At 70.5% G+C, this 19,505-nt stretch carries 19 protein-coding genes; 12 read left to right on the top strand and 7 right to left on the bottom strand.

Features of this window, described 5'->3' with window-relative positions; genetic code table 11:
• Positions 1-39: 39 nt before the first annotated feature.
• A complete protein-coding gene (locus tag ACWD4J_RS04900; protein ID WP_451393869.1) occupies positions 40-657 on the top strand; it encodes a TetR/AcrR family transcriptional regulator in 618 nt (205 codons plus the stop codon).
• 46 nt (positions 658-703) lie between these two features.
• On the opposite strand, the gene ACWD4J_RS04895 is transcribed toward ACWD4J_RS04900, so the two are convergent.
• The 4 genes from ACWD4J_RS04895 to ACWD4J_RS04880 all read right to left on the bottom strand — a co-directional run bounded on the left by ACWD4J_RS04895 (position 704) and on the right by ACWD4J_RS04880 (position 4,377).
• Positions 704-1,027 (bottom strand): DMT family transporter, encoded by a 324-nt coding sequence (locus ACWD4J_RS04895; protein WP_451393868.1) that lies wholly within the window; start codon positions 1,025-1,027, stop codon positions 704-706.
• A gap of 127 nt (positions 1,028-1,154) precedes the next feature.
• Positions 1,155-2,180, bottom strand: coding sequence for a ribosome small subunit-dependent GTPase A (gene rsgA, locus ACWD4J_RS04890; protein WP_451393867.1), 1,026 nt, complete (start codon positions 2,178-2,180; stop codon positions 1,155-1,157).
• Between the two features lie 18 nt (positions 2,181-2,198).
• Entirely contained in the window at positions 2,199-3,539 is a 1,341-nt protein-coding gene (gene aroA, locus ACWD4J_RS04885; RefSeq protein WP_451393866.1) for a 3-phosphoshikimate 1-carboxyvinyltransferase, read from the bottom strand.
• Between the two features lie 109 nt (positions 3,540-3,648).
• Positions 3,649-4,377 (bottom strand): M50 family metallopeptidase, encoded by a 729-nt coding sequence (locus ACWD4J_RS04880; RefSeq protein WP_451393865.1) that lies wholly within the window; start codon positions 4,375-4,377, stop codon positions 3,649-3,651.
• Between the two features lie 75 nt (positions 4,378-4,452).
• Here ACWD4J_RS04880 and ACWD4J_RS04875 point away from each other — a divergent pair, with 75 nt between their 5' ends.
• The 9 genes from ACWD4J_RS04875 to ACWD4J_RS04835 all read left to right on the top strand — a co-directional run bounded on the left by ACWD4J_RS04875 (position 4,453) and on the right by ACWD4J_RS04835 (position 13,686).
• On the top strand, positions 4,453-5,268 hold the full coding sequence (locus ACWD4J_RS04875) for an SOS response-associated peptidase (protein WP_451393864.1): 816 nt from the start codon (positions 4,453-4,455) through the stop codon (positions 5,266-5,268).
• A 45-nt stretch (positions 5,269-5,313) separates the two neighbouring features.
• Positions 5,314-5,946, top strand: a complete 633-nt coding sequence (locus ACWD4J_RS04870) for an alpha/beta hydrolase family protein (protein WP_451393863.1) — start codon at positions 5,314-5,316, stop codon at positions 5,944-5,946.
• Between the two features lie 272 nt (positions 5,947-6,218).
• A complete protein-coding gene (gene sigR / locus ACWD4J_RS04865; RefSeq protein WP_451393862.1) occupies positions 6,219-6,890 on the top strand; it encodes an RNA polymerase sigma factor SigR in 672 nt (223 codons plus the stop codon).
• Positions 6,887-7,204: a mycothiol system anti-sigma-R factor gene (rsrA, locus tag ACWD4J_RS04860; protein ID WP_451393861.1), complete on the top strand. Its 318-nt coding sequence runs from the start codon at positions 6,887-6,889 to the stop codon at positions 7,202-7,204. Before sigR ends, rsrA begins: the two co-directional genes overlap by 4 nt.
• Positions 7,205-7,431: 227 nt before the next feature.
• A complete protein-coding gene (locus tag ACWD4J_RS04855; protein ID WP_451393860.1) occupies positions 7,432-8,802 on the top strand; it encodes an HD-GYP domain-containing protein in 1,371 nt (456 codons plus the stop codon).
• A gap of 263 nt (positions 8,803-9,065) precedes the next feature.
• Positions 9,066-10,319 (top strand): HD-GYP domain-containing protein, encoded by a 1,254-nt coding sequence (locus ACWD4J_RS04850; protein ID WP_451394018.1) that lies wholly within the window; start codon positions 9,066-9,068, stop codon positions 10,317-10,319.
• A gap of 122 nt (positions 10,320-10,441) precedes the next feature.
• Positions 10,442-11,422, top strand: a complete 981-nt coding sequence (locus tag ACWD4J_RS04845) for a tetratricopeptide repeat protein (protein WP_451393859.1) — start codon at positions 10,442-10,444, stop codon at positions 11,420-11,422.
• Positions 11,423-11,483: 61 nt separating this feature from the next.
• A complete protein-coding gene (def, locus tag ACWD4J_RS04840) occupies positions 11,484-12,143 on the top strand; it encodes a peptide deformylase (RefSeq protein WP_451393858.1) in 660 nt (219 codons plus the stop codon).
• A gap of 490 nt (positions 12,144-12,633) precedes the next feature.
• A complete protein-coding gene (locus ACWD4J_RS04835; RefSeq protein ID WP_451393857.1) occupies positions 12,634-13,686 on the top strand; it encodes a terpene synthase family protein in 1,053 nt (350 codons plus the stop codon).
• Positions 13,687-13,749: 63 nt separating this feature from the next.
• Here the strand turns inward: ACWD4J_RS04835 and ACWD4J_RS04830 are convergent, their stop codons facing one another.
• Positions 13,750-14,712 carry a helix-turn-helix domain-containing protein gene (locus ACWD4J_RS04830; RefSeq protein ID WP_451393856.1) on the bottom strand — a complete coding sequence of 321 codons (963 nt, stop codon included), beginning with the start codon at positions 14,710-14,712 and terminating at the stop codon, positions 13,750-13,752.
• Between the two features lie 93 nt (positions 14,713-14,805).
• On the opposite strand from ACWD4J_RS04830, the gene ACWD4J_RS04825 reads away from it, so the two are divergent.
• Both ACWD4J_RS04825 and ACWD4J_RS04820 read left to right on the top strand, forming a co-directional pair.
• Positions 14,806-15,000, top strand: a complete 195-nt coding sequence (locus tag ACWD4J_RS04825; RefSeq protein ID WP_451393855.1) for a hypothetical protein — start codon at positions 14,806-14,808, stop codon at positions 14,998-15,000.
• A 110-nt stretch (positions 15,001-15,110) separates the two neighbouring features.
• Positions 15,111-15,908 carry a hypothetical protein gene (locus ACWD4J_RS04820; protein ID WP_451393854.1) on the top strand — a complete coding sequence of 266 codons (798 nt, stop codon included), beginning with the start codon at positions 15,111-15,113 and terminating at the stop codon, positions 15,906-15,908.
• 75 nt (positions 15,909-15,983) lie between these two features.
• On the opposite strand, the gene ACWD4J_RS04815 is transcribed toward ACWD4J_RS04820, so the two are convergent.
• Both ACWD4J_RS04815 and ACWD4J_RS04810 read right to left on the bottom strand, forming a co-directional pair.
• The gene (locus ACWD4J_RS04815) at positions 15,984-17,003 is read right to left on the bottom strand and encodes a ribonucleotide-diphosphate reductase subunit beta (RefSeq protein WP_451393853.1); all 1,020 of its coding nucleotides are present in this window, start codon (positions 17,001-17,003) and stop codon (positions 15,984-15,986) included.
• Positions 17,003-19,402, bottom strand: coding sequence for a ribonucleoside-diphosphate reductase subunit alpha (locus tag ACWD4J_RS04810; protein ID WP_451393852.1), 2,400 nt, complete (start codon positions 19,400-19,402; stop codon positions 17,003-17,005). The genes ACWD4J_RS04815 and ACWD4J_RS04810 overlap by 1 nt, the downstream gene beginning before the upstream one ends.
• Positions 19,403-19,505: the final 103 nt, after the last annotated feature.

Genomic DNA, 19,505 nt, shown 5'->3' with positions numbered 1-19,505 from the left:
CCTGACACGGAAGCCGCTCGCCGCTCGGCCGGGGAGGCGATGATGCCTGCAGCGCGGGAATCCTTGTTGGACGCGGCCTATGTGGCGCTGACGCGCCGTCCGTGGTCCGCGGTGCGGATGGTCGACGTCGCGGCCGGCGCCGGGGTCTCGCGGCAGACTCTCTACAACGAGTTCGGAAGCAAGGACGGCCTCGCCCGGGCGCTGGTGCGCCGGGAGGCCGACGCGTATCTGGCGGGCGTCGACCGGGCCCTCGCGAGCCACGTCGAAGGACGGGAGCGGCTCGCTGCCGTTGCCGAGTGGACCGTCGCGGCGGCGCGCGGCAATGCGCTGGTGCGGGCCGTGCTGACCGGGTGCTGGAGCGAGCGGCTGCCCTCGCTGACGCCGTCCGCGGTGCCGTCGTCGTCGGTCGTGCCGGCGCAGCGGCGGGCGGACGGGCCGTTGCCTTCGCCGGCCGATGTCGTCGGGCTGGTGCGGGATCGGGCCATCGCGGCCGTGGCCCTGCCGGGGGGCTCGGCGGCCGAGGCGCTGGAGCTGGCGCGGGTCTGTGAGGTTGCCGTGCGGCTGGCGTTGTCGTGGGCGGTCGCCCCTGCCGGGGAAGGCGGGGTGGGGCGGCTGGTGCGGGAGGTGCTGGGCAGTGGTGATGTTCTGCGGTTGTGACGTGTCCGCCGGCCGACGCCCGCCCGCAAAGGTGTTGCTCGCCGTCTCAGCGGGCCGAGCCTGAAAGCTGCAGGCCGATCACGCCCACGATCACCAGCGTGATCGAGACGATCTTCAGTGTGGAGACGAGGTCGCCGAGGAAGACCATGCCGTAGACGGCGGTGCCGGCCGCGCCGATGCCGGTCCACACGGCGTACGCGGGCCCCACGTCGAGCTTCTTCAGGGACAGGGTGAGCAGACCGAAGCTGCCGAGCGCGAAGGAGGCGAAGGCGATCGTGGGCCAGAGTCTGGTGAAGCCGTGCGAGAGCTTCAGGCATACCGCGAAGCCGGTCTCCAGAAAACCGGCCACGACGACCAGCAGCCACGCCATGTATACGCCTCCCGCATCAGCTGATCGCGTTCCGTGACCGCTTCGTCTGCCTTGGGTCCAGCTTGGTGCGATTATGCACTTACCGTTACCGTCACGGCGCAAACACTGGGAGGTCAGCCCCCCGAGATCAGTCGCCTTCGCGGCGCTCCCGGGTCGCCAGCAGCCGTCGCAGCGAGTACAGCCGCGCCGGATCGGCATGGCCCTCGGCCACCCACGCGTCCAGTGCGCAGTCCTGCTCGTCGTGGCTGCAGGCGCGCGGGCAGTCCTCCGTCCCCGGCTCCAGGTCCGGGAAGGCGTGGATGACGCGGGACGGATCGATATGGGCGAGGCCGAAGGACCGTACGCCCGGGGTGTCGATCACCCAGCCGCTGCCCGAGCCGTCCCCGGTGCCGAGCAGGGGCAGGGCCAGGGCCGACGTGGTGGTGTGCCGGCCGCGGCCCGTGACGGCGTTGACGTGCCCCGTCGTCCGCCGGCGGTCCTCCGGTACCAGGGCGTTGACCAGAGTCGTCTTGCCCACACCGGAGTGGCCGACGAACGCGGTGATCTTCCCGTCGAGATGCTCGAGCACGCGGTCCGCGGCGCTGCCGTCCTCCAGTTCGGCACGGCTCGTGACGGCATACGGGACGCCGAGCGCGCCGTACAGCTCGAGCAGCTTGTCCGGCGGGGCCAGGTCGGACTTGGTGAGGACGAGCAGCGGTTCGAGCCCGCCGTCGTACGCCGCCACCAGGCACCGGTCGATCAGGCGCGGCCGCGGCTCCGGGTCGGCGAGGGCCGTGACGATGGCGAGCTGGTCGGCGTTGGCGACCACCACGCGCTCGTACGGATCGTCGTCGTCGGCCGTGCGCCGCAGCACCGAGGTGCGCTCCGCGATCCGCACGATGCGGGCGAGGGTGTCCTTCTTGCCGGACAGGTCGCCGACCAGGTGGACCCGGTCGCCCACGACGGCGGCCTTGCGGCCGAGCTCGCGGGCCTTCATCGCCACGACGACACGGTCCTCGACGAGGCAGGTCAGCCGCCCCCGGTCGACGGTGAGGACCATGCCCTCCGCGGCGTCCTCGTGCTTCGGGCGGATGCTCGTACGGGGCCGGTTGCCCTTGCGGTTGGGGCGGACCCGGACGTCGTCCTCGTCGGTGTGCTTGCCGTAGCGGCGCATGGCTCGGAATCCCGCCCGTCAGTTCCCGAGCATTCCGGCCCACATGTCGGGAAAGTCCGGCAGGGTCTTCGCCGTCGTCGCGACATTCTCGACCTGCACGCCCGGCACGGCGAGGCCGATGATGGCGCCCGCGGTGGCCATCCGGTGGTCGTCGTACGTGTGGAAGACGCCGCCGTGCAGCGGGCGGGGGCGGATGTGCAGCCCGTCCGCGGTCTCGGTGATGTCGCCGCCCAGCTCGTTGATCTCCTTGGTGAGGGCGGCGAGCCGGTCGGTCTCGTGCAGACGCAGATGCGCGACGCCGCGCAGCGTCGACGGGGAGTCGGCGAGGGCGGCGACGGCCGCGATGCCCGGGGTGAGCTCGCCTACCTCGCCCAGATCGGCGTCGATGCCGTGGATGGCACCGGAACCGGTGAACACGAGGCCCTGGTCGGTCAGCTCGCAGGAGCCGCCCATCTCGGTGAAGATCTCGCGCAGCTTGTCGCCCGGCTGCGTGGTGCGCTCGGGCCAGTCGGGGATGACGACGCGGCCGCCGGTCACCAGGGCGGCGGCCAGGAACGGCTGGGCGTTCGACAGGTCGGGCTCGATCGTGAGGTCGACGCCGAGCAGGGCGCCCGGAGTGACCCGCCAGACGTTCGGCTCGCCGCCCGACTCCGGGGTGTCGACCTGGGCTCCGGCGTTGCGCAGCATGTCGACGGTCATCCGGATGTGCGGCATCGAGGGCAGGGCCGAGCCGACGTGGCGAACCTCGACGCCCTGGTTGAAGCGCGGGGCGGAGAGCAGCAGCGCGCTCACGAACTGCGACGACGAGGACGCGTCGATCTCGACCGGGCCGCCGTCCAGCGCACCGCCGCCGAAGACGGTCATCGGCAGGGCCCCGCGGCCGTCGTCGTCGATGCGCGCACCGAGGACGCGCAGGGCGTCGATCACGCCGTTCAGCGGACGCTCGTACGAGCGGGGGTCGCCGTCGAACCGCACGGGACCGTCCGCGAGCGCCGCGACCGGCGGCAGGAAGCGCATCACCGTGCCGGCGTTGCCGACGTCCACCGTGGCCGGGCCCTGCAGGCCCGAGGGGATGACGCGCCAGGCCTCGCCCGACGCGGCGGCGCCGCGGGCGACGGTGGAGCTGGAGGACACCGTCTCCTCGATGCCGACACCCATGGCGCGCAGACCGCCCGCCATCAGCAGCGTGTCGCGGGAGCGCAGCGGCCGGCGCAGCCAGCCGGGCTCGGAGGCCAGGGCGGCCAGGACGAGGGCCCGGTTCGTGACCGACTTGGATCCGGGCACGTGGACCGTCGCGTCGACGGCCGCGCTCGCGTGGGGGGCGGGCCAGAGGTCGATGTGCGCTGGGTTCTCGGTCATGCCCCTCACTTTAGTGGTTGGCCATGACCGGAGATCTTGATCAAATGTGGCGAAACCCATGCGAAACAGTGCGCTGATATGTAACAGGAGGTGCGGTCCATCCCAGCCCTCACAGGCTCATGCCCTCGAGCAGCCACCGGCCGCCCCCGATGAGCGCGCAGAGCGACACCGCATGGAAGAGGAAGAGCCACATCCCCGCGGGAACGTGCGTGAGGCGCGACAACTGGTCCGCGTCCGAGTCGCCGGCGCTGCCCCTGCGCCGCTTGGCCTGCAGTTCGAAAGCCGGCCGTACGCCGCCGAGCAGCAGGAACCACACCACGACATACGCGAAGGCCGCCTGCACCTGCGGACCCGTGAGCCAGGAGACGAGCAGGAACGCGCCGCCGGTGACGATCACCGTCAGGGCGCCGTACGCGTTGCGGATCATCACCAGCATCGCGACGAGCAGGGCGGTGGCGAGCCACAGCAGGGCGGTGATGTGGCCCGCGGCGAGGAGCGCGGCGCCACCGAGGCCGAGCAGCGGGGGAGCGGTGTAGCCCGCGGCGGCGGTGAGGATCATGCCGAGGCCGGTGGGCCTGCCGCGGCTGACCGTGAGGCCGCTGGTGTCGGAGTGCAGACGTATGCCGTCCAGGCGGCGGCCGGTGAGCAGGGCGACCAGGCCGTGACCGCCCTCGTGGGCGATGGTGATCGCGTTGCGGGCGAGCCGCCACGGGCGGTACGGCACGACCACGGCGAGCGCGACGGCCGCTGTGGCGATCACCACCCACTGGTCGGGGTCCGGCTGGGTGCCGAAGACGCGGTCCCAGAGGGAGGTGAGGGATGCACTCGCGGTGCTCATTGCGCTCTCCATGTTTCGGGCGGGCTCCTCTCTCGGTCCTGGTGGGAGACGGACGGGGCTGGCAGTGTGGCACGTATGTGCGGACGGTATGCATCGAGTCGTAGGCCCGAGGATCTCGCAGGAATCTTTGAGATCGAGAAGTGGGACGCCAAGGAGGCGCTGGCGCCCGACTACAACGTGGCTCCCACCAAGGACGTCTACGCCGTGCTGGACCGCCCTCTGAAAGACGCCGACAGCCCCCGACCGGTTCGCCAGCTGCGCACGCTTACGTGGGGCCTCGTACCGTCGTGGGCGAAGTCACCCGAGGGCGGGGCGCGGATGATCAACGCCCGTGCGGAGACGGTGCACGAGAAGCCCTCGTACCGGCGCGCCTTCGCGTCGCGGCGCTGCATCATCCCCGCCGATGGCTACTACGAGTGGGTGACCGGGGTCGCCGAGCGTGATCTGGAAGTCCAGGGCAAGAAGAAGCGGCCGCGCAAGCAGCCGTACTTCGTGACGCCCGCGGACGGGTCCGTCTTCGCGATGGCCGGGCTTTACGAGTTCTGGCGGGACCGGACGCTGCCGGACGATCATCCGCGGGCGTGGTGGGTGACGTGTTCCGTCATCACGACCGAGGCGGAGACGGGGCCGCTGGCCGTCGCGCCGGCGGAGGGGCCGGGGTCGCTTGCGGAGATTCATCCGCGGATGCCGTTGATGCTGACGCCTGATCGGTGGGATGCGTGGCTCGATCCGTCCCGGACGGATCCTGACGATGTGCGGGGGCTGCTTGCCCCGCCCCCCGAGGGGCTCATGCGGGCGTATCCCGTTTCCACGGCGGTGAGCGATGTGCGGAACAACGGGCCTGAGCTGGTGAAGGAGCTGGAGGGGCCTGAGGTGGGGACGCTGTTCTGACCGGGGCACCCTCCCCCCTGGCAGTAGCGGCAGTATGGGGCTGTGATGCGTACTGAGGACGTCGAGACCGATGCCGGGGTTGCCCGGATCAGCTGGTTTCCCGCCGCGGTGAAGGCGCGGGTCGTGGTCGCTCTCGGGCATGGGGCCGGGGGCGGGATCGAGGCGCGGGATCTGCGGGCGCTGGCCGGGGTGCTGCCGGCGCACGGGGTGACCGTCGCGCTCGTCGAGCAGCCCTGGCGGGTGGCAGGGAAGAAGGTGGCGCCCGCGCCGAAGACGCTGGACGTCGGGTGGCGGGGGGTGTGGCCCGCGCTCGAGAAGCCCGGGCTGCCGGTCGTCTCCGGTGGCCGCAGCGCCGGGGCCCGGGTCGCCTGCCGTACGGCGTCCGAGCTGGGCGCCCACGCCGTGCTCGCCCTCAGCTTTCCGCTGCACCCGCCCGGCAAGCCGGAGAAGTCCCGCGCCGGCGAGCTGCTCGGCGCCGGCGTGCCCACGCTGGTCGTCCAGGGCGGCAACGACCCCTTCGGGAAGCCGGAGGAGTTCCCGGAGGGTGACTACCGGCTTGTCGAGGTGGCGTACGGCGATCATGGGTTCGCCGTGCCGAAGAGGGGGGAGATCGGCCAGGAGGAGGCGCTGGAGATCATCACCGGCGGTGTCGTGGAGTGGCTTGTGTCACTCGAATGACGCCACTGTTGCCTGCCGGGAATGTTCGAGGCTCGAACCACTGTTGTGGCGGACAGACGGTACCGACATCGGGTACCGGACCGTTCGTAGGAGAGGAAGTCCGCCGCATGGGTTCGACCATCTGCCCGAGCCGCCGCAGCGCCACTGACCTGGACTGGACGGTGCTGAGCGCGGTCAAAAACGCCCCCATTAGGGCGGCGGGCGGACCGGATCGTCGTCTATCCTCCGATTCGAGTGGGGTCCGACCCGGCCCCGCTGCAGCTCCGGAGGAGGTGGGTCCGGTCACTGGGACCGACGCAGGGACCGACAACGGCCAGGCGGATCAGCCCAAGGGCGCGGAGACGGCTGCCGAGCGCAGCGCGCGCTTCGAGAGGGATGCCCTGGAGTTCCTCGACCAGATGTACTCGGCCGCGCTGCGTATGACGCGCAACCCCGCCGACGCCGAGGACCTGGTGCAGGAGACGTATGCCAAGGCGTATGCGTCGTTCCACCAGTTCCGCGAGGGCACCAACCTCAAGGCGTGGCTGTACCGCATCCTCACGAACACGTTCATCAACAGCTACCGCAAGAAGCAGCGCGAGCCGCAGCGCAGTGCCGCCGAGGAGATCGAGGACTGGCAGCTGGCGCGCGCCGAGTCGCACATGTCGACGGGTCTGCGCTCCGCCGAGTCGCAGGCGCTCGACCACCTGCCCGACTCGGATGTGAAGGCCGCGCTGCAGACGATCCCCGAAGAGTTCCGTATCGCCGTGTATCTCGCGGACGTTGAGGGCTTTGCGTACAAGGAGATCGCGGACATCATGGGTACCCCCATCGGTACTGTGATGTCGCGGCTTCACCGGGGCCGCCGCCAGCTGAGGGGCATGCTGGAGGACTACGCCCGTGACCGCGGCCTCGTCCCGGCCGGCGCCGGAGAGTCGGACGAAGCGAAAGGGTCGGGCTCATGAGCTGCGGAAAGCCGCACGAGACTGACTGCAGTGAGGTACTCGACCACCTCTACGAGTATCTGGACCACGAGATGCCGGACGCCGACTGCAGCAAGTTCGAGCACCACTTCGAGGAGTGCTCGCCGTGCCTGGAGAAGTACGGTCTGGAGCAGGCCGTGAAGAAGCTGGTCAAGCGGTGCTGCGGCCATGACGACGTACCCGCCGGGCTGCGGGCGAAGGTCATGGGACGCATCGAACTGATCCGGTCCGGCCAGGCGGTTCCCGACCATGACGTGACGGTCTCGGATCTGCCGGCGGGAGCCCAGGAGGGCTGACACACCAGGCCCCACACGGCCCGGCACGCACACACGAACAGGCCGCGACGTTTCGTCGCGGCCTGTTCTGCTCTGTACGCAAGAGCGTCACCCGAATGTGCTAATCCGTGGCCGTGGCGCCACGGGAATCACCCATTGCCGCCCCCCTGCCCTGCCCGCCGATCTATTCTCCGGAGCCTTGACGGGCTTGCCCGGCCACACGGCCCGGGCCACGCGAGGGGAGCGCCATGCGGTCGGTTCCGCCGTGTGCCCGCGTCTTCATCGCCTGCGTCGCCGTGGGCGCCGCCGCCTGTGTGGCTCCCGCTCTGACGTCGCGCACCCCGTGGCTCGCGGTCGCGCTGCTCGCACTGCTGTACGCCGGGTGTGAGCAGGCGCCGCGGTTGCGTATCGCAGGGCGCCGAGCTCCCGAGGGTATGGGCACCTTCTTCCCGGTCCTGCTTGCCGGAGCCTTTCTGCTGCCGCCCGCGGCCGCCGCGCTGGTCGCCCTCCCGGGTGGCCTGCTCGCCCACGTCGAGCAGCGGCCCCAGTGGTTGCGCCGGGTCTGGCGCGCTGCCCAGCTCGCCCTGAGCGCCTCGGCGGCGGCCGCGGTGCACGCGGCACTGGGCGGGCGCGACGCCGTGACGGCCGCGGACTTCCCGTACGTCCTCGTGCCCGTCGGGGCCGCCGTGCTGGCGTTCTGCTGTGTGCTGTCCTACCTGGACAGCGGCATCCTCGCGGCGGCGCGGGGAGTGCCTCCCGTGCCCTTCAGGCGGAGGGGAGGGGCGGCGGCGCCGGCCGGGTGGCGGGGGCTGCTTCTGCGCTCGCTCGCGCCCGTGGGGGTGCACGGGCTCGCCGGGCTGATGATGGCCGTCCTGTGGCGCAGCCCGTACGGGCCGCTCGCCGCGCTGCTTGTACTGCTGCCGATGTACGTCTCCTGCTGGGTGTTCGCGCAGTACCACCACGAGCGCACAGCCCACCGGGCCACCATCCGGGCCCTGGTGCAGGCGGTCGACATCAAGGACGAGTACACGCGGGGGCACAGCGAGCGTGTCGGACAGGCGTCGATGATGATCGCGCGGGAGCTGGGGATGGACGACGAGCGGGTGGAGGTGCTGCGGTTCGCCGGCATCCTGCACGACGTCGGGAAACTCGGCGTACCGACACGGCTGCTCAGGAAGGACGGGCCGCTGACCCCTCAGGAGCGGCGCGTCATCGAACTGCATCCGGAGTACGGCCACGAGATGGTGCGCGGGATCGGGTTCCTCGGGGAGGCGCGGACGGCGATCCTGCACCACCACGAGCGGCTGGACGGCAGCGGCTATCCGTACGGGCTCGTGGGCTCCCAGATCCCCGAGTGCGCGCGGGTGGTGGCGGTCGCGGACGCCTTCGACGCGATGACGTCGACGCGGTCGTACCGGAGGGCACGGCCGGTGGCGGTCGCGGTGGAGGAGCTGGAGCGGTGCGCGGGAGCCCAGTTCGACCCGCAGATGGTACGGGCACTGGTGCGCGCCCTCGACCGCCACGGCTGGCACCCGGCGGTCACGGCGGACGAGCCCGGCCCCGGTGGGGCGGTGCCGGCCACGCGTCGGGCACCCGTCCGTGCGGACAACGCGTCGTGACCGGGCGCGGGATCCCGGACCCGGAGGCTTCGGGCCGCTCCGCGGCAAAGGCTCCGCGCCGCTCCACACCGAAGATCTCCGACGGCCCTGCGTCGAGGGCCTTGCCCGACTCCGCGCCGACGGCCCCACACCGCTCCACCCCACACCGCTCCACCCCACACCGCTCCACCCCACGCAAACCCCGTCACGCCGGCCCGCAGAAACCCCGTCACTCCGCGTCCGCACCGAGCCGAGGCCGCATCGCCACCGGCGTCCCCCGCCGCATCCCCACCGGCATCCCCGCCCTCGTCCACTTCTCCGCCGCCCTGGTCGTCCTCGGCGCGCTCGTCTGGACCCTCTGGCACGGGCTCGACGGCCGTGGGACCGCTCTGGCGTTCGGGGTGCTCATCCTCGTCGGGGAGCTGGCGCGGTGGAGCGGTGGTGGGGCCGCCGTCGACCGGGAGCCCGCGCCGCTCGCGACCGCCGGGGCGCTGGCGTACGCGCTGCTCGGCGACACCGCGGGGGAGCCCACGCACCACGGTGTCCACCAGGTGGTCACCGTCGCCGTCGCGGCCGCGCTCGTCGGGTGCGTGCCGCATGTGGCGCTGGGCCGCGGGCCCTCGCTCGACGACATGGCGCGGCGCGTGCTGACGGTCGTCTTCGCCGCGGTCTGCGTCCAGCCGCTGTACAACTCGGGGAAGCTCCAGGAGTGGGTGGGCAGCGGGCCGTACCACGCGCTGTGGGTCGTCGGCGTCCTCGCGCTCACTGCGCTCTGCGACGCCGTGCTCGCCGCGGCCATGGCGCACGCCCGCACCGGCTGGCCGTTCGGGCCCCTGCTGCGGGACGAACTGCGCGCCATGCTCGGCATCGGCTCCGCGGTCTGCGCGACGGGAGCGGTGATGTCGCTGGCGGTCGCCGTCGCCGGACTGTGGGCACTGCCGGTCTTCTCGCTGCCCCTGCTGCTCACGCAGCTCGCCTACCGCCGCTATGCCGCGGTGCGCACCACCTACCGGCAGACCATCGCCTCGCTCGCCCGGGCCACCGAGATCGCCGGGTACACGCCGGCCGGCCACGCCCGGCGCGTCGCCGCGATCAGCCGTGCGGTGGGCCGCGAGCTGGGCCTGTCCGAACCGGACCTCACCGTCCTCGAGTACGCGGCCCTGATGCACGACATCGGGCAGCTGTCGCTGGTCGACCCCGTCCCGGCCGGGGCCACCGCGGTGCTGCCTTCCGAGGAGCAGCGGCGCATCGCCCTGCTCGGCGGCGCCGTGGTGCGCCAGACCGGGGTGCCCGCCGAGGTCGCCGTCGTCGTGGAGCGGCAGGCCGATCCGTACCGCGACCAGCCCTTGCCGGCCCGCATCGTGCGGGCGGCGAACGCGTATGACGAACTGGTGCGGGAGGAGGGCCCCGGCGGGTCGCTCACCGCGCTGGAGCGGCTGCGGCTGGCCACCGGCCACGACTATGCGCCGGAGGTGGTGGAATCGCTCGTCCGGGTGCTGTCGCGGGGGACCTCGGTCCTGTGGCAGCGGGCCGTCTGACCATGCCCTAGGCCGGGTAACCGATGGGTAATGAGCGCCCGTCCGACCGTACGTGGTTGGATGCGAACAACAGGGGCAGGTCGGAGGCTGCACTGTCTTCTCAACACTGGCAGGCGGGAATCGTGAGGATCTTCGGCAAGGGACGGCATCGGCCCTCCGCCTCATGGCGGCAGGCCACCGACCGGGCATTCACGCTCATCGGGGACGGCAGGTACGAGGACGCGGGCGCGCTCCTGACGCGCGCGGCGGACCTGGAGCCGTGGCTGTCCGAGTCCTGGTTCAACCTCGCCCTTCTCCACAAGTTCCGGCACGACTGGGAGCAGGCGCGGGCCGCGGGGCTGCGCGCGGTGGCCCTGCTGGACCGGGACGCGGGCGCCCCGGACTGGTGGAACGTCGGCATCGCGGCGACCGCCCTGCAGGACTGGCCGCTGGCGCGGCGGGCCTGGCAGGCGTACGGGCTGCGGGTGCCGGGCGGCGCGGCGGCCGGCGGCCGGCCCACCGGTATGGAGCTCGGCAGCGCGGCCGTGCGGCTCTCGCCGGAGGGCGAGGCGGAGGTCGTGTGGGGCCGCAGGCTCGACCCGGCGCGGATAGAGGTGCTCTCCGTGCCGCTGCCGTCGTCGGGCCGCCGCTGGGGCGAGGTCGTGCTGCACGACGGCGTCCCGCACGGCGAGCGGACGACGTCCACCGGCCACTCGTACCCCGTCTTCGACGAGATCGAGCTCTGGGCCCCCTCGCCCGTGCCCACCTGGGTCGTGCTCCTGGAGGCCGACACCGAGGCCGACCGGGACGCCCTGGAGCGGCTCGCGGCCGACGCTGGCTTCGCCGCGGAGGACTGGTCCTCGTCCGTGCGGCTGCTGTGCCGCATGTGCTCGGAGAGCCGCATGCCGAGCGACGAGGGCGATGGCGACCACCTCGACCCGCACGACCACAGCGAGCCCGGCCACCCCGGGCCGCTCGGCCACCGCACCGACGGGCAGCTGTGGGTGCCCGAGCGGGAGTGCGGCATAGCCGCGCCCGCGTCCCTGGTACGCGGGCTGCTGGACGGCTGGGTGGCCGACAGCCCCGACTCCCGGGACTGGCGGGATCTCGAAGAAGTCTGCTGACTCCTCCCCGTAGGCTGTACCCGCATCACATCGGAGTTTCCACGGAAGGCGTACGGCGGAGATGGCGCAGCAGGACACTGAGCAGGAGCGGGCCGGGAGCTCGGCGGTTCTCCCCGTGGACGACGAGGGTTTCGTCATCGACACCGAGGACTGCGAGGCGCGTGAGACGGCCTACCGCGAGCGCGGGACGTCCCGGCCGATCACGGTCGTCGGCAACCCGGTGCTGCACAAGGAGTGCAAGGACGTCACCGAGTTCGACGACAAGCTGGCGCAGCTCGTCGACGACATGTTCGCGAGCCAGCGCACCGCCGAGGGCGTGGGTCTCGCCGCGAACCAGATCGGTGTCGATCTGAAGGTCTTCGTCTACGACTGCGGGGACGACGAGGGCGTGCGCCACGTGGGCGTCGTCTGCAATCCCGTCCTGCAGGAGCTGCCGGCCGACGAGCGCCGCCTCGACGACTCCAACGAGGGCTGCCTCTCCGTCCCGACGGCCTACGCCTCGCTCGCCCGCCCCGACTACGCGGTGGTGACGGGCCAGGACGAGAAGGGCAACCCCATCACGGTGCGCGGCACGGGCTACTTCGCCCGGTGCCTGCAGCACGAGACGGACCATCTCTACGGGTACCTGTACATCGACCGCCTCTCCAAGCGGGACCGCAAGGACGCCCTGCGGCAGATGGCGGAGGGCACGCCGCGCTACCCGGTCGTCCCGAACGACTGACCCGTACCGCTTCCTCTCAACTCGTATGAATCCAGGTCCTGTTGAGGGCGCTGGGCCCTTGATCGGCGCCTGTCCGGGAATCCCGGGCAGGCGCCGATCTGCGTGCTGTACTTGACCGAATCTGCACGGTCAGATCCGGTCGCGAATGATTCAACTTCGGCCTGTCAAGAGTGCCTTCTCGGCCATTGTTGGAGCGGCGAAGAGTGCAGAAACGTTCCGCAGACGGTTGGTTGTGCGCTCAATGAATGGGCGCGCGGGATATTCAACGGTGCACGTGCCCGGTAGGACGGGGAGGGTGTGGTGTCACCGGCGACCGACAGGGGTGATCCCTTGATGCAGAACAGGACGTACGGTGCATGCGTCATGAGCGTGCACACGTCAAGAGGTTGCTGTCTGTGCCCTGGCAAGGGCCACGACTACGGACAAGGGTTTCTCGCAGGCGAGGCATAGCCGTTACGCCCGCTTTTCGCGGGCAGATGAGGAAAATGCCATGACAACCGAGGTAGCTACTCCTTTCTCCCGGCCGGACAGCTCTGTCGAGTTCCCTGCGGTGACCTTGCCGGGGCCGAAGGCATTCCGGGAAGAGCTCCGGCTCTGGCCGTTCGATCTGCCTTTCCCGTACCGGATCGCTCACGAAGGCGACCGTGTGGCCGTACACAGTCGTGAGTGGGCCCAGCGGATGGGGCTGGTCTCCGAAGAGGCGGAACTACGGCGCCATGACCGTCATGGCATGGCTCTTTTCGCTTGCCTGAGCTACCCCGACGCTCCTGCTGAGGGTCTGAATCTGGTGAGCGACTGGGTTTCCTGGTGGGCGATCTGGAACGACTTTCCCGACGACCCGGATTTCGTTCGGGAGCCGGGCCGCCCGGAACGGTTCTTCGCGTCGCTGGCCGCGGTCGTCACCCCCTCACCCCAACCTCTGACGCCGGTGTCGAGCGATCCCCACGTCAACGCTTTCACCGATATATGGCGGCGCTGGTGCCAGGGGATGTCGCCTCGATTCATCGCGCGTACGAGGAAGAACTGGCTGGGCTGGTTCGCCTCCTGCCGCACACGCTGCGAGCACCGCCGCGACAGCCGCACCCTGGAGGTCGAGGAATACCTCACGCTTCGCGATATGACGGGAGCGGTGCTGCTGGAGATGGATGTCACTGAGCGGGTCGGCGGCTACGAGGTGCAGCCCGAGTTCCTCGAGAGCTCTCCCCTCAAGATGATGCGCCGGATCACCATGCGGGTCATCAACATCACCCAGGACGTGCAGTCCCTCGCGAAGGAAGAGGCAGCAGGCGATCAGCACAACATGGTGATCGTTCTTGAGCGACGGCAGAATCTCACACGGGAGAAAGCCCTCCGGCGTATTCACGAACGAATCCGTGGGTACACCGACTCCTTCCTCAGGTACGAGGCTGAGATCCCCCAATTTCTGGACACGCTCATGGTGCCCGTCGAGGAGCGGACGTCGGTCTACCGTCACGCCGCCGATCTGCGCTCGCTGATGCGTGGCTGTGTCGACTTCTGTGCGGCGTCCGGGCGCTACCAATAGGCCCGGCTCGAGCGGCTGCTCCTGGGCCGCGTCGCGTGACGCGGCGAGTCGTCCGGCGTGTGTTCAGGCGGCCCTCGGGCCCCTGAACGTACGCCGGTACGCGTTCGGGGTCGTCCCCAGCGCCCGCAGGAACTGGTGACGCATCGCTGCCGCATTGCCGAAACCGGCGCGCCCTGCGATCGCGTCCACGGTCTCGTCCGAACGCTCCAGCAACTCCTGGGCGAGCAGCACGCGTTGGCGCAGCAGCCAGCGGTAGGGCGTGGTGCCCGTCTCCTGCTGGAAGCGGCGGGCGAACGTCCGCTGCGACATATGGGCCCGCGCCGCCAGCCCCTCCACGGTGATCTCCTCGTCGAGGTGCTCCTCCATCCACGCCAGTACGCCGCCGACGGTGTCGCAGGGGCTGTGGGGCAGCGGACGCTCGACGTACTGGGCCTGGCCGCCGTCGCGGTGCGGCGGCACCACCATGCGCCGCGCGATGGCGTTGGCGACCTCCACGCCGTGCTCCTCGCGGACGATGTGCAGACACGCGTCGATGCCGGCGGCGGTGCCCGCCGAGGTGATCACGGCGCCCTCGTCGACGTACAGCACATCGGGTTCGACACGGGTCCGCGGGTGGCGCACGGCCAGTTCGGCGGCGTGCCGCCAGTGGACGGCGCAGCGGCGGCCGTCCAGCAGCCCCGCCGCGCCGAGCACGAAGACGCCGGAACACACGGACAGGACGCGGGCGCCGCGCTCCGTGGCGCGGCGCAGGGCGGCGAGCAGTTCCTCGGGATAGGTGCGGTTCATATACGAATTGCCGGCCGGCACGGCGATCAGGTCGGCCTCCTCCAGGCGCTCGAGGCCGTGCTGCGTCTGTACGGAGAACCCGGCGGGCGTGCTCAGCACCGGGCCCTCGGCGGACGCCACCGCGAAGTCGTACACGGGCAGCCCTTCGTCGCTGCGGTCGAGGCCGAACACCTCGCAGACCACGCCGAGTTCGAAGGGATGCACACCGTCGAGCAGCACTGCGGCCACGTTCTTCAGCATGTCTGTCAGTGTGCCGCAGGCGTGGCAGTAATTCGAGGGTTGATGACGGTTCTGCCACTGACGCCGCCGTCCGGCGCGCGCGAGAGTAGCGACATGAACGCATTCCTGGACTACCTGACCGTCCTGTCCCTCTTCCTCCTCCTCGCTGCCCCGGCACTCGTCGGCCACGCCTACGAACGCCGCATCGACCGGCAGTTGCGTGCGGCCGAGCGCCGCACCGCCACCGCTGCCCCGACCCGACGCATCCGCCGCGGCCTCACTACGGACCACGTCGCCAAGGCGGCGTGACCCACACGAGAAATGGCTGGCCGTCAACTCATGTGTAGCCTCTCCTGACCGCGCCGCGATCTTCGCCTTCCGGCGGACGCGGCGCAGCAGGGACAAGACAGGGGAGGAACATGAGGGGCAGAACGCGCGGCGCGCGGAGAAAGGGCTGGGCAGCGGCCGGCGGTGCGGCGGCGGCCCTGGTGCTTCTGACGGCGACGGGCGCCCAGGCCGAAGGTGAGGGCGACATCCGTGTCGTCGGCACCGTCGTCGACAACGGCACCAATGTCATCATCGGCACGTCGAAGACCATCACCTACCCGATCGCCATCACCATCACGGACGACTCGGGCGTGAAGGGGCTCACGGACTTGAGCGTCTTCAACAAGTCCAACGGCTACGGCTTCGGGGACTGGACCGGCACCTCGTGCGTGAAGAAGAGCTCCACGAAGTCGGTGTGCACTGCCACGATCACGGTCGATCCTGCCTGGATCCGCGACAGCGATGACATCGACAGCAACAAGGTCGCCGGTGTCTGGCAGGTCAACGCCACGGTGAAGGCGAACGACGGCGACTACTGGATCTCCGACCACATCGCCGAGTACAAGGTCAAGCGCGCCTCGAAGCTGACGACGAACGCCTCGCCGGAACCGGTCGCCAAGGGCGCCAAGCTCACCGTCACCGGGAAGCTGAGCCGGGCGAACTGGGAGGACCTCGAGTACCACGGCTACTCCGGCCAGGAGGTCAAACTCCAGTTCAAGAAGGCCGGTACGTCGTCGTACAGCACGGTCAAGACCGTGACGACGAACAGCACCGGGGGCCTCAGCACCACCGTGACCGCGAGCGCGGCGGGCACCTGGCGCTGGTACTTCCCCGGGACGACGACGACCGCGAGGGTCATATCGAGTGGGGACAGTGTCTCCCTGAAGTAGCGGTACGGCCAAGGTGATCCGCAGGCGGGTGTGGTTGTGCTCCGGTGCACACCGGAACACAACCACACCTAGTGATCAGAAGTCGTCGTCGAACGAGACCGAGCCCTCCACCGCCACCTGGTACGCCGACGGGCGGCGCTCGAAGAAGTTCGTCAGCTCCTGGACGCCCTGCAGCTCCATGAAGGCGAACGGGTTCTCGGAGCCGTACACCGGTGCGAAGCCGAGCCGCTGCAGCCGCTGGTCGGCGACGCACTCCAGGTACTGCCGCATCGACTCCGTGTTCATGCCGGGGAGGCCGTCACCGCACAGGTCGCGCGCGAACTGCAGCTCGGCCTCGACGGCCTCCTTCAGCATGTCGGTGACCTGCTGCTGCAGCTCGTCGTCGAAGAGCTCCGGCTCCTCCTTGCGGACGGTGTCCACGACGTCGAAGGCGAACGACATGTGCATCGTCTCGTCGCGGAAGACCCAGTTGGTGCCGGTGGCGAGGCCGTGCAGCAGACCGCGGCTGCGGAACCAGTAGACGTAGGCGAAGGCACCGTAGAAGAACAGGCCCTCGATGCACGCCGCGAAGCAGATCAGGTTCAGCAGGAAGCGGCGGCGGTCCGCCTTGGTCTCCAGGCGGTCGATCTTCTCCACCGAGTCCATCCACTTGAAGCAGAACTCGGCCTTCTCACGGATGGAGGGGATGCTCTCGACCGCCGCGAAGGCGGCCGCGCGGTCCTCAGGGTCGGGCAGGTACGTGTCGAGCAGCGTCAAGTAGAACTGGACGTGGACCGCTTCCTCGAAGAGCTGCCGCGAGAGGTACAGCCGCGCCTCGGGGGAGTTGATGTGCTTGTACAGCGTCAGGACCAGGTTGTTCGCGACGATCGAGTCGCCCGTCGCGAAGAACGCGACCAGCCGGCCGATGAGGTGCTGTTCGCCCGGCGTGAGTTTCGCGAGGTCGGCGACGTCCGAGTGGAGGTCGACCTCCTCCACGGTCCAGGTGTTCTTGATGGCGTCCCGGTAGCGCTCGTAGAAGTCCGGGTAGCGCATGGGGCGGAGAGTCAGTTCGAAGCCTGGGTCGAGCAGGTTCTTCTCGGTCGCGGCGGTGGACATCACTGGCAGGCCTCGCAGGACTCGGGGTTCTCAAGGGAGCAGGCGACGGCGTCGGGGTCGGCGACCTGCTGTACGGGGATGGGCTTCTGGGCCTGCGCCTGGCCCTGTGCGGCACGGGCGATCCGGGTCGCCGGGCGCGAGCGCAGGTAGTACGTCGTCTTCAGGCCCTGCTTCCAGGCGTATGCGTACATCGAGGAGAGCTTGCCGATGGTCGGCGTCTCCAGGAAGAGGTTCAGGGACTGCGACTGGTCCAGGAACGGGGTGCGGGCGGCCGCCATGTCGATCAGGCCGCGCTGCGGGATCTCCCACGCCGTGCGGTACAGGGCGCGTACGTCATCAGGGATCCAGGCGAAGCCCTGCACCGAGCCGTTCGAGTCGCGCAGGGCCTCGCGGGTGCGGGCGTCCCACACGCCGAGCTGCTTCAGGTCGTTCACCAGGTACGAGTTGACCTGGAGGAACTCGCCGCTGAGCGTCTCGCGCTTGAAGAGGTTCGAGACCTGCGGCTCGATGCACTCGTAGACGCCCGCGATCGAGGCGATCGTGGCGGTGGGTGCGATCGCGAGGAGCAGGGAGTTGCGCATGCCCGTCGTGGCGACGCGCTCCCGCAGGGCCGCCCACCGCTCCGGCCAGGTCGGCTCCACGCCGAAGTGGTCGGGGTGCAGAACGCCGCGGGCCGTACGGGTCTTCTCCCAGGCCGGGAGCGGGCCGTTCCGCTCGGCGAGGTCGGCCGACGCCTCGTACGCGGCGAGCATGATCCGCTCGGCGATCCGCGTGGACAGCGCCCTCGCCTCGGCCGAGTCGAAGGGCAGCCGCAGCTTGAAGAACACGTCCTGCAGGCCCATCGCGCCCAGGCCCACCGGGCGCCACTTGGCGTTGGAGCGGCCCGCCTGCTCGGTCGGGTAGAAGTTGATGTCGACGACGCGGTCGAGGAACGTCACGGCCGTACGGACCGTCGCGTCCAGCCGCTCCCAGTCGATGCCGTCGCCGGAGCCGGTGACGAACGCGCCGAGGTTGACCGACCCCAGGTTGCAGACCGCCGTCTCCCCGTCGTCCGTGACCTCCAGGATCTCGGTGCACAGGTTGGAGGAGTGGACCGTGTGGCCCGGCTCCGCCGTCTGGTTGGCGGTGCGGTTGGCGGCGTCCTTGAAGGTCATCCAGCCGTTGCCGGTCTGCGCGAGGGTACGCATCATGCGGCCGTAGAGATCGCGGGCCGGGATGGTCTTGCGCGCCAGACCCGCCGCCTCCGCCTTGCGGTACGCGGCGTCGAACTCGTCGCCCCACAGGTCGACCAGCTCGGGCACGTCGGCGGGGGAGAACAGGGACCACTGCTCGTCGGCGTCGACCCGGCGCATGAACTCGTCCGGGATCCAGTGCGCGAGGTTCAGATTGTGCGTACGCCGCGCGTCCTCACCGGTGTTGTCGCGCAGCTCCAGGAACTCCTCGATGTCGGAGTGCCAGGTCTCCAGGTAGACCGCGGCCGCGCCCTTGCGCCGGCCGCCCTGGTTCACCGCGGCCACCGAGGCGTCGAGGGTCTTCAGGAACGGCACGATGCCGTTGGAGTGCCCGTTCGTGCCGCGGATCAGCGAACCGCGAGAGCGGATACGGGAGTACGACAGGCCGATGCCGCCCGCGTGCTTCGAGAGGCGGGCCACCTGGTGGTACCGGTCGTAGATCGAGTCGAGCTCGTCCAGCGGCGAGTCCAGCAGATAGCAGGAGGACATCTGCGGGTGACGCGTACCGGAGTTGAAGAGCGTGGGGGAGGACGGCAGGTAGTCGAGGCGGCTCATCAGGCCGTACAGGGAGGCCACTTCGTCCACGGAGCGCGGGGTGTCGTCCTCCGCGAGGCCGGCGGCGACGCGCAGCATGAAGTGCTGCGGGGTCTCGATGACGTGCCGGGTGATCGGGTGCCGCAGCAGATAGCGGCTGTGCAGCGTGCGCAGCCCGAAGTAGCCGAACCGGTCGTCGGCGCCCTCCGCGAGCGAGGCGTCCACCAGCGCGTCCAGCCGGGCCGCGTGCAGCTGTACGAACTCCTGCGTACGGTCGGCGATCAGGCCCTCGCGGTGCCCGACCGCGACCGACTCGGAGAAGGACCGGACGCCCTGGGACGCGGCCTCCACGGCGATGCTGATCGTCAGCAGCCGCGCCGCCAGCTTCGAGTACGCCGGGTCCTCCGCGATCAGCCCCGCGGCGGCCTCGGTGGCCAGCTCGCGCAGCTCGGCCTCGTCCGCGGCCGCCGACCGGCCGCGCAGCGCGGCGGCCGCGACCCGGCCGGGGTCCGCGTCGGGGAGGTCGGCGGTGAGGTCGGTCAGGGTGCGCAGCAGTGCGGCACCGGGACCGCCCGACTCGCTCTCGGCCTCTGTCCGGGACGCTGAAGCCGGATCGGCTGGCGCGATGGTCACGTGGAGCTCTCCCTCGCTGGCTCGGGGCCTCTGGGAGGGAAGCGGGCGCACGGGCACACACGCAGGGCAGCGCGGGCCGCGTCCACCGGCCCAACTCCGCGAG

The organism is Streptomyces sp. NPDC002577 (assembly GCF_053594815.1).
Note: the sequence above shows the minus strand (reverse complement) of the source record. Positions and strands in the feature narration are given on the sequence as shown.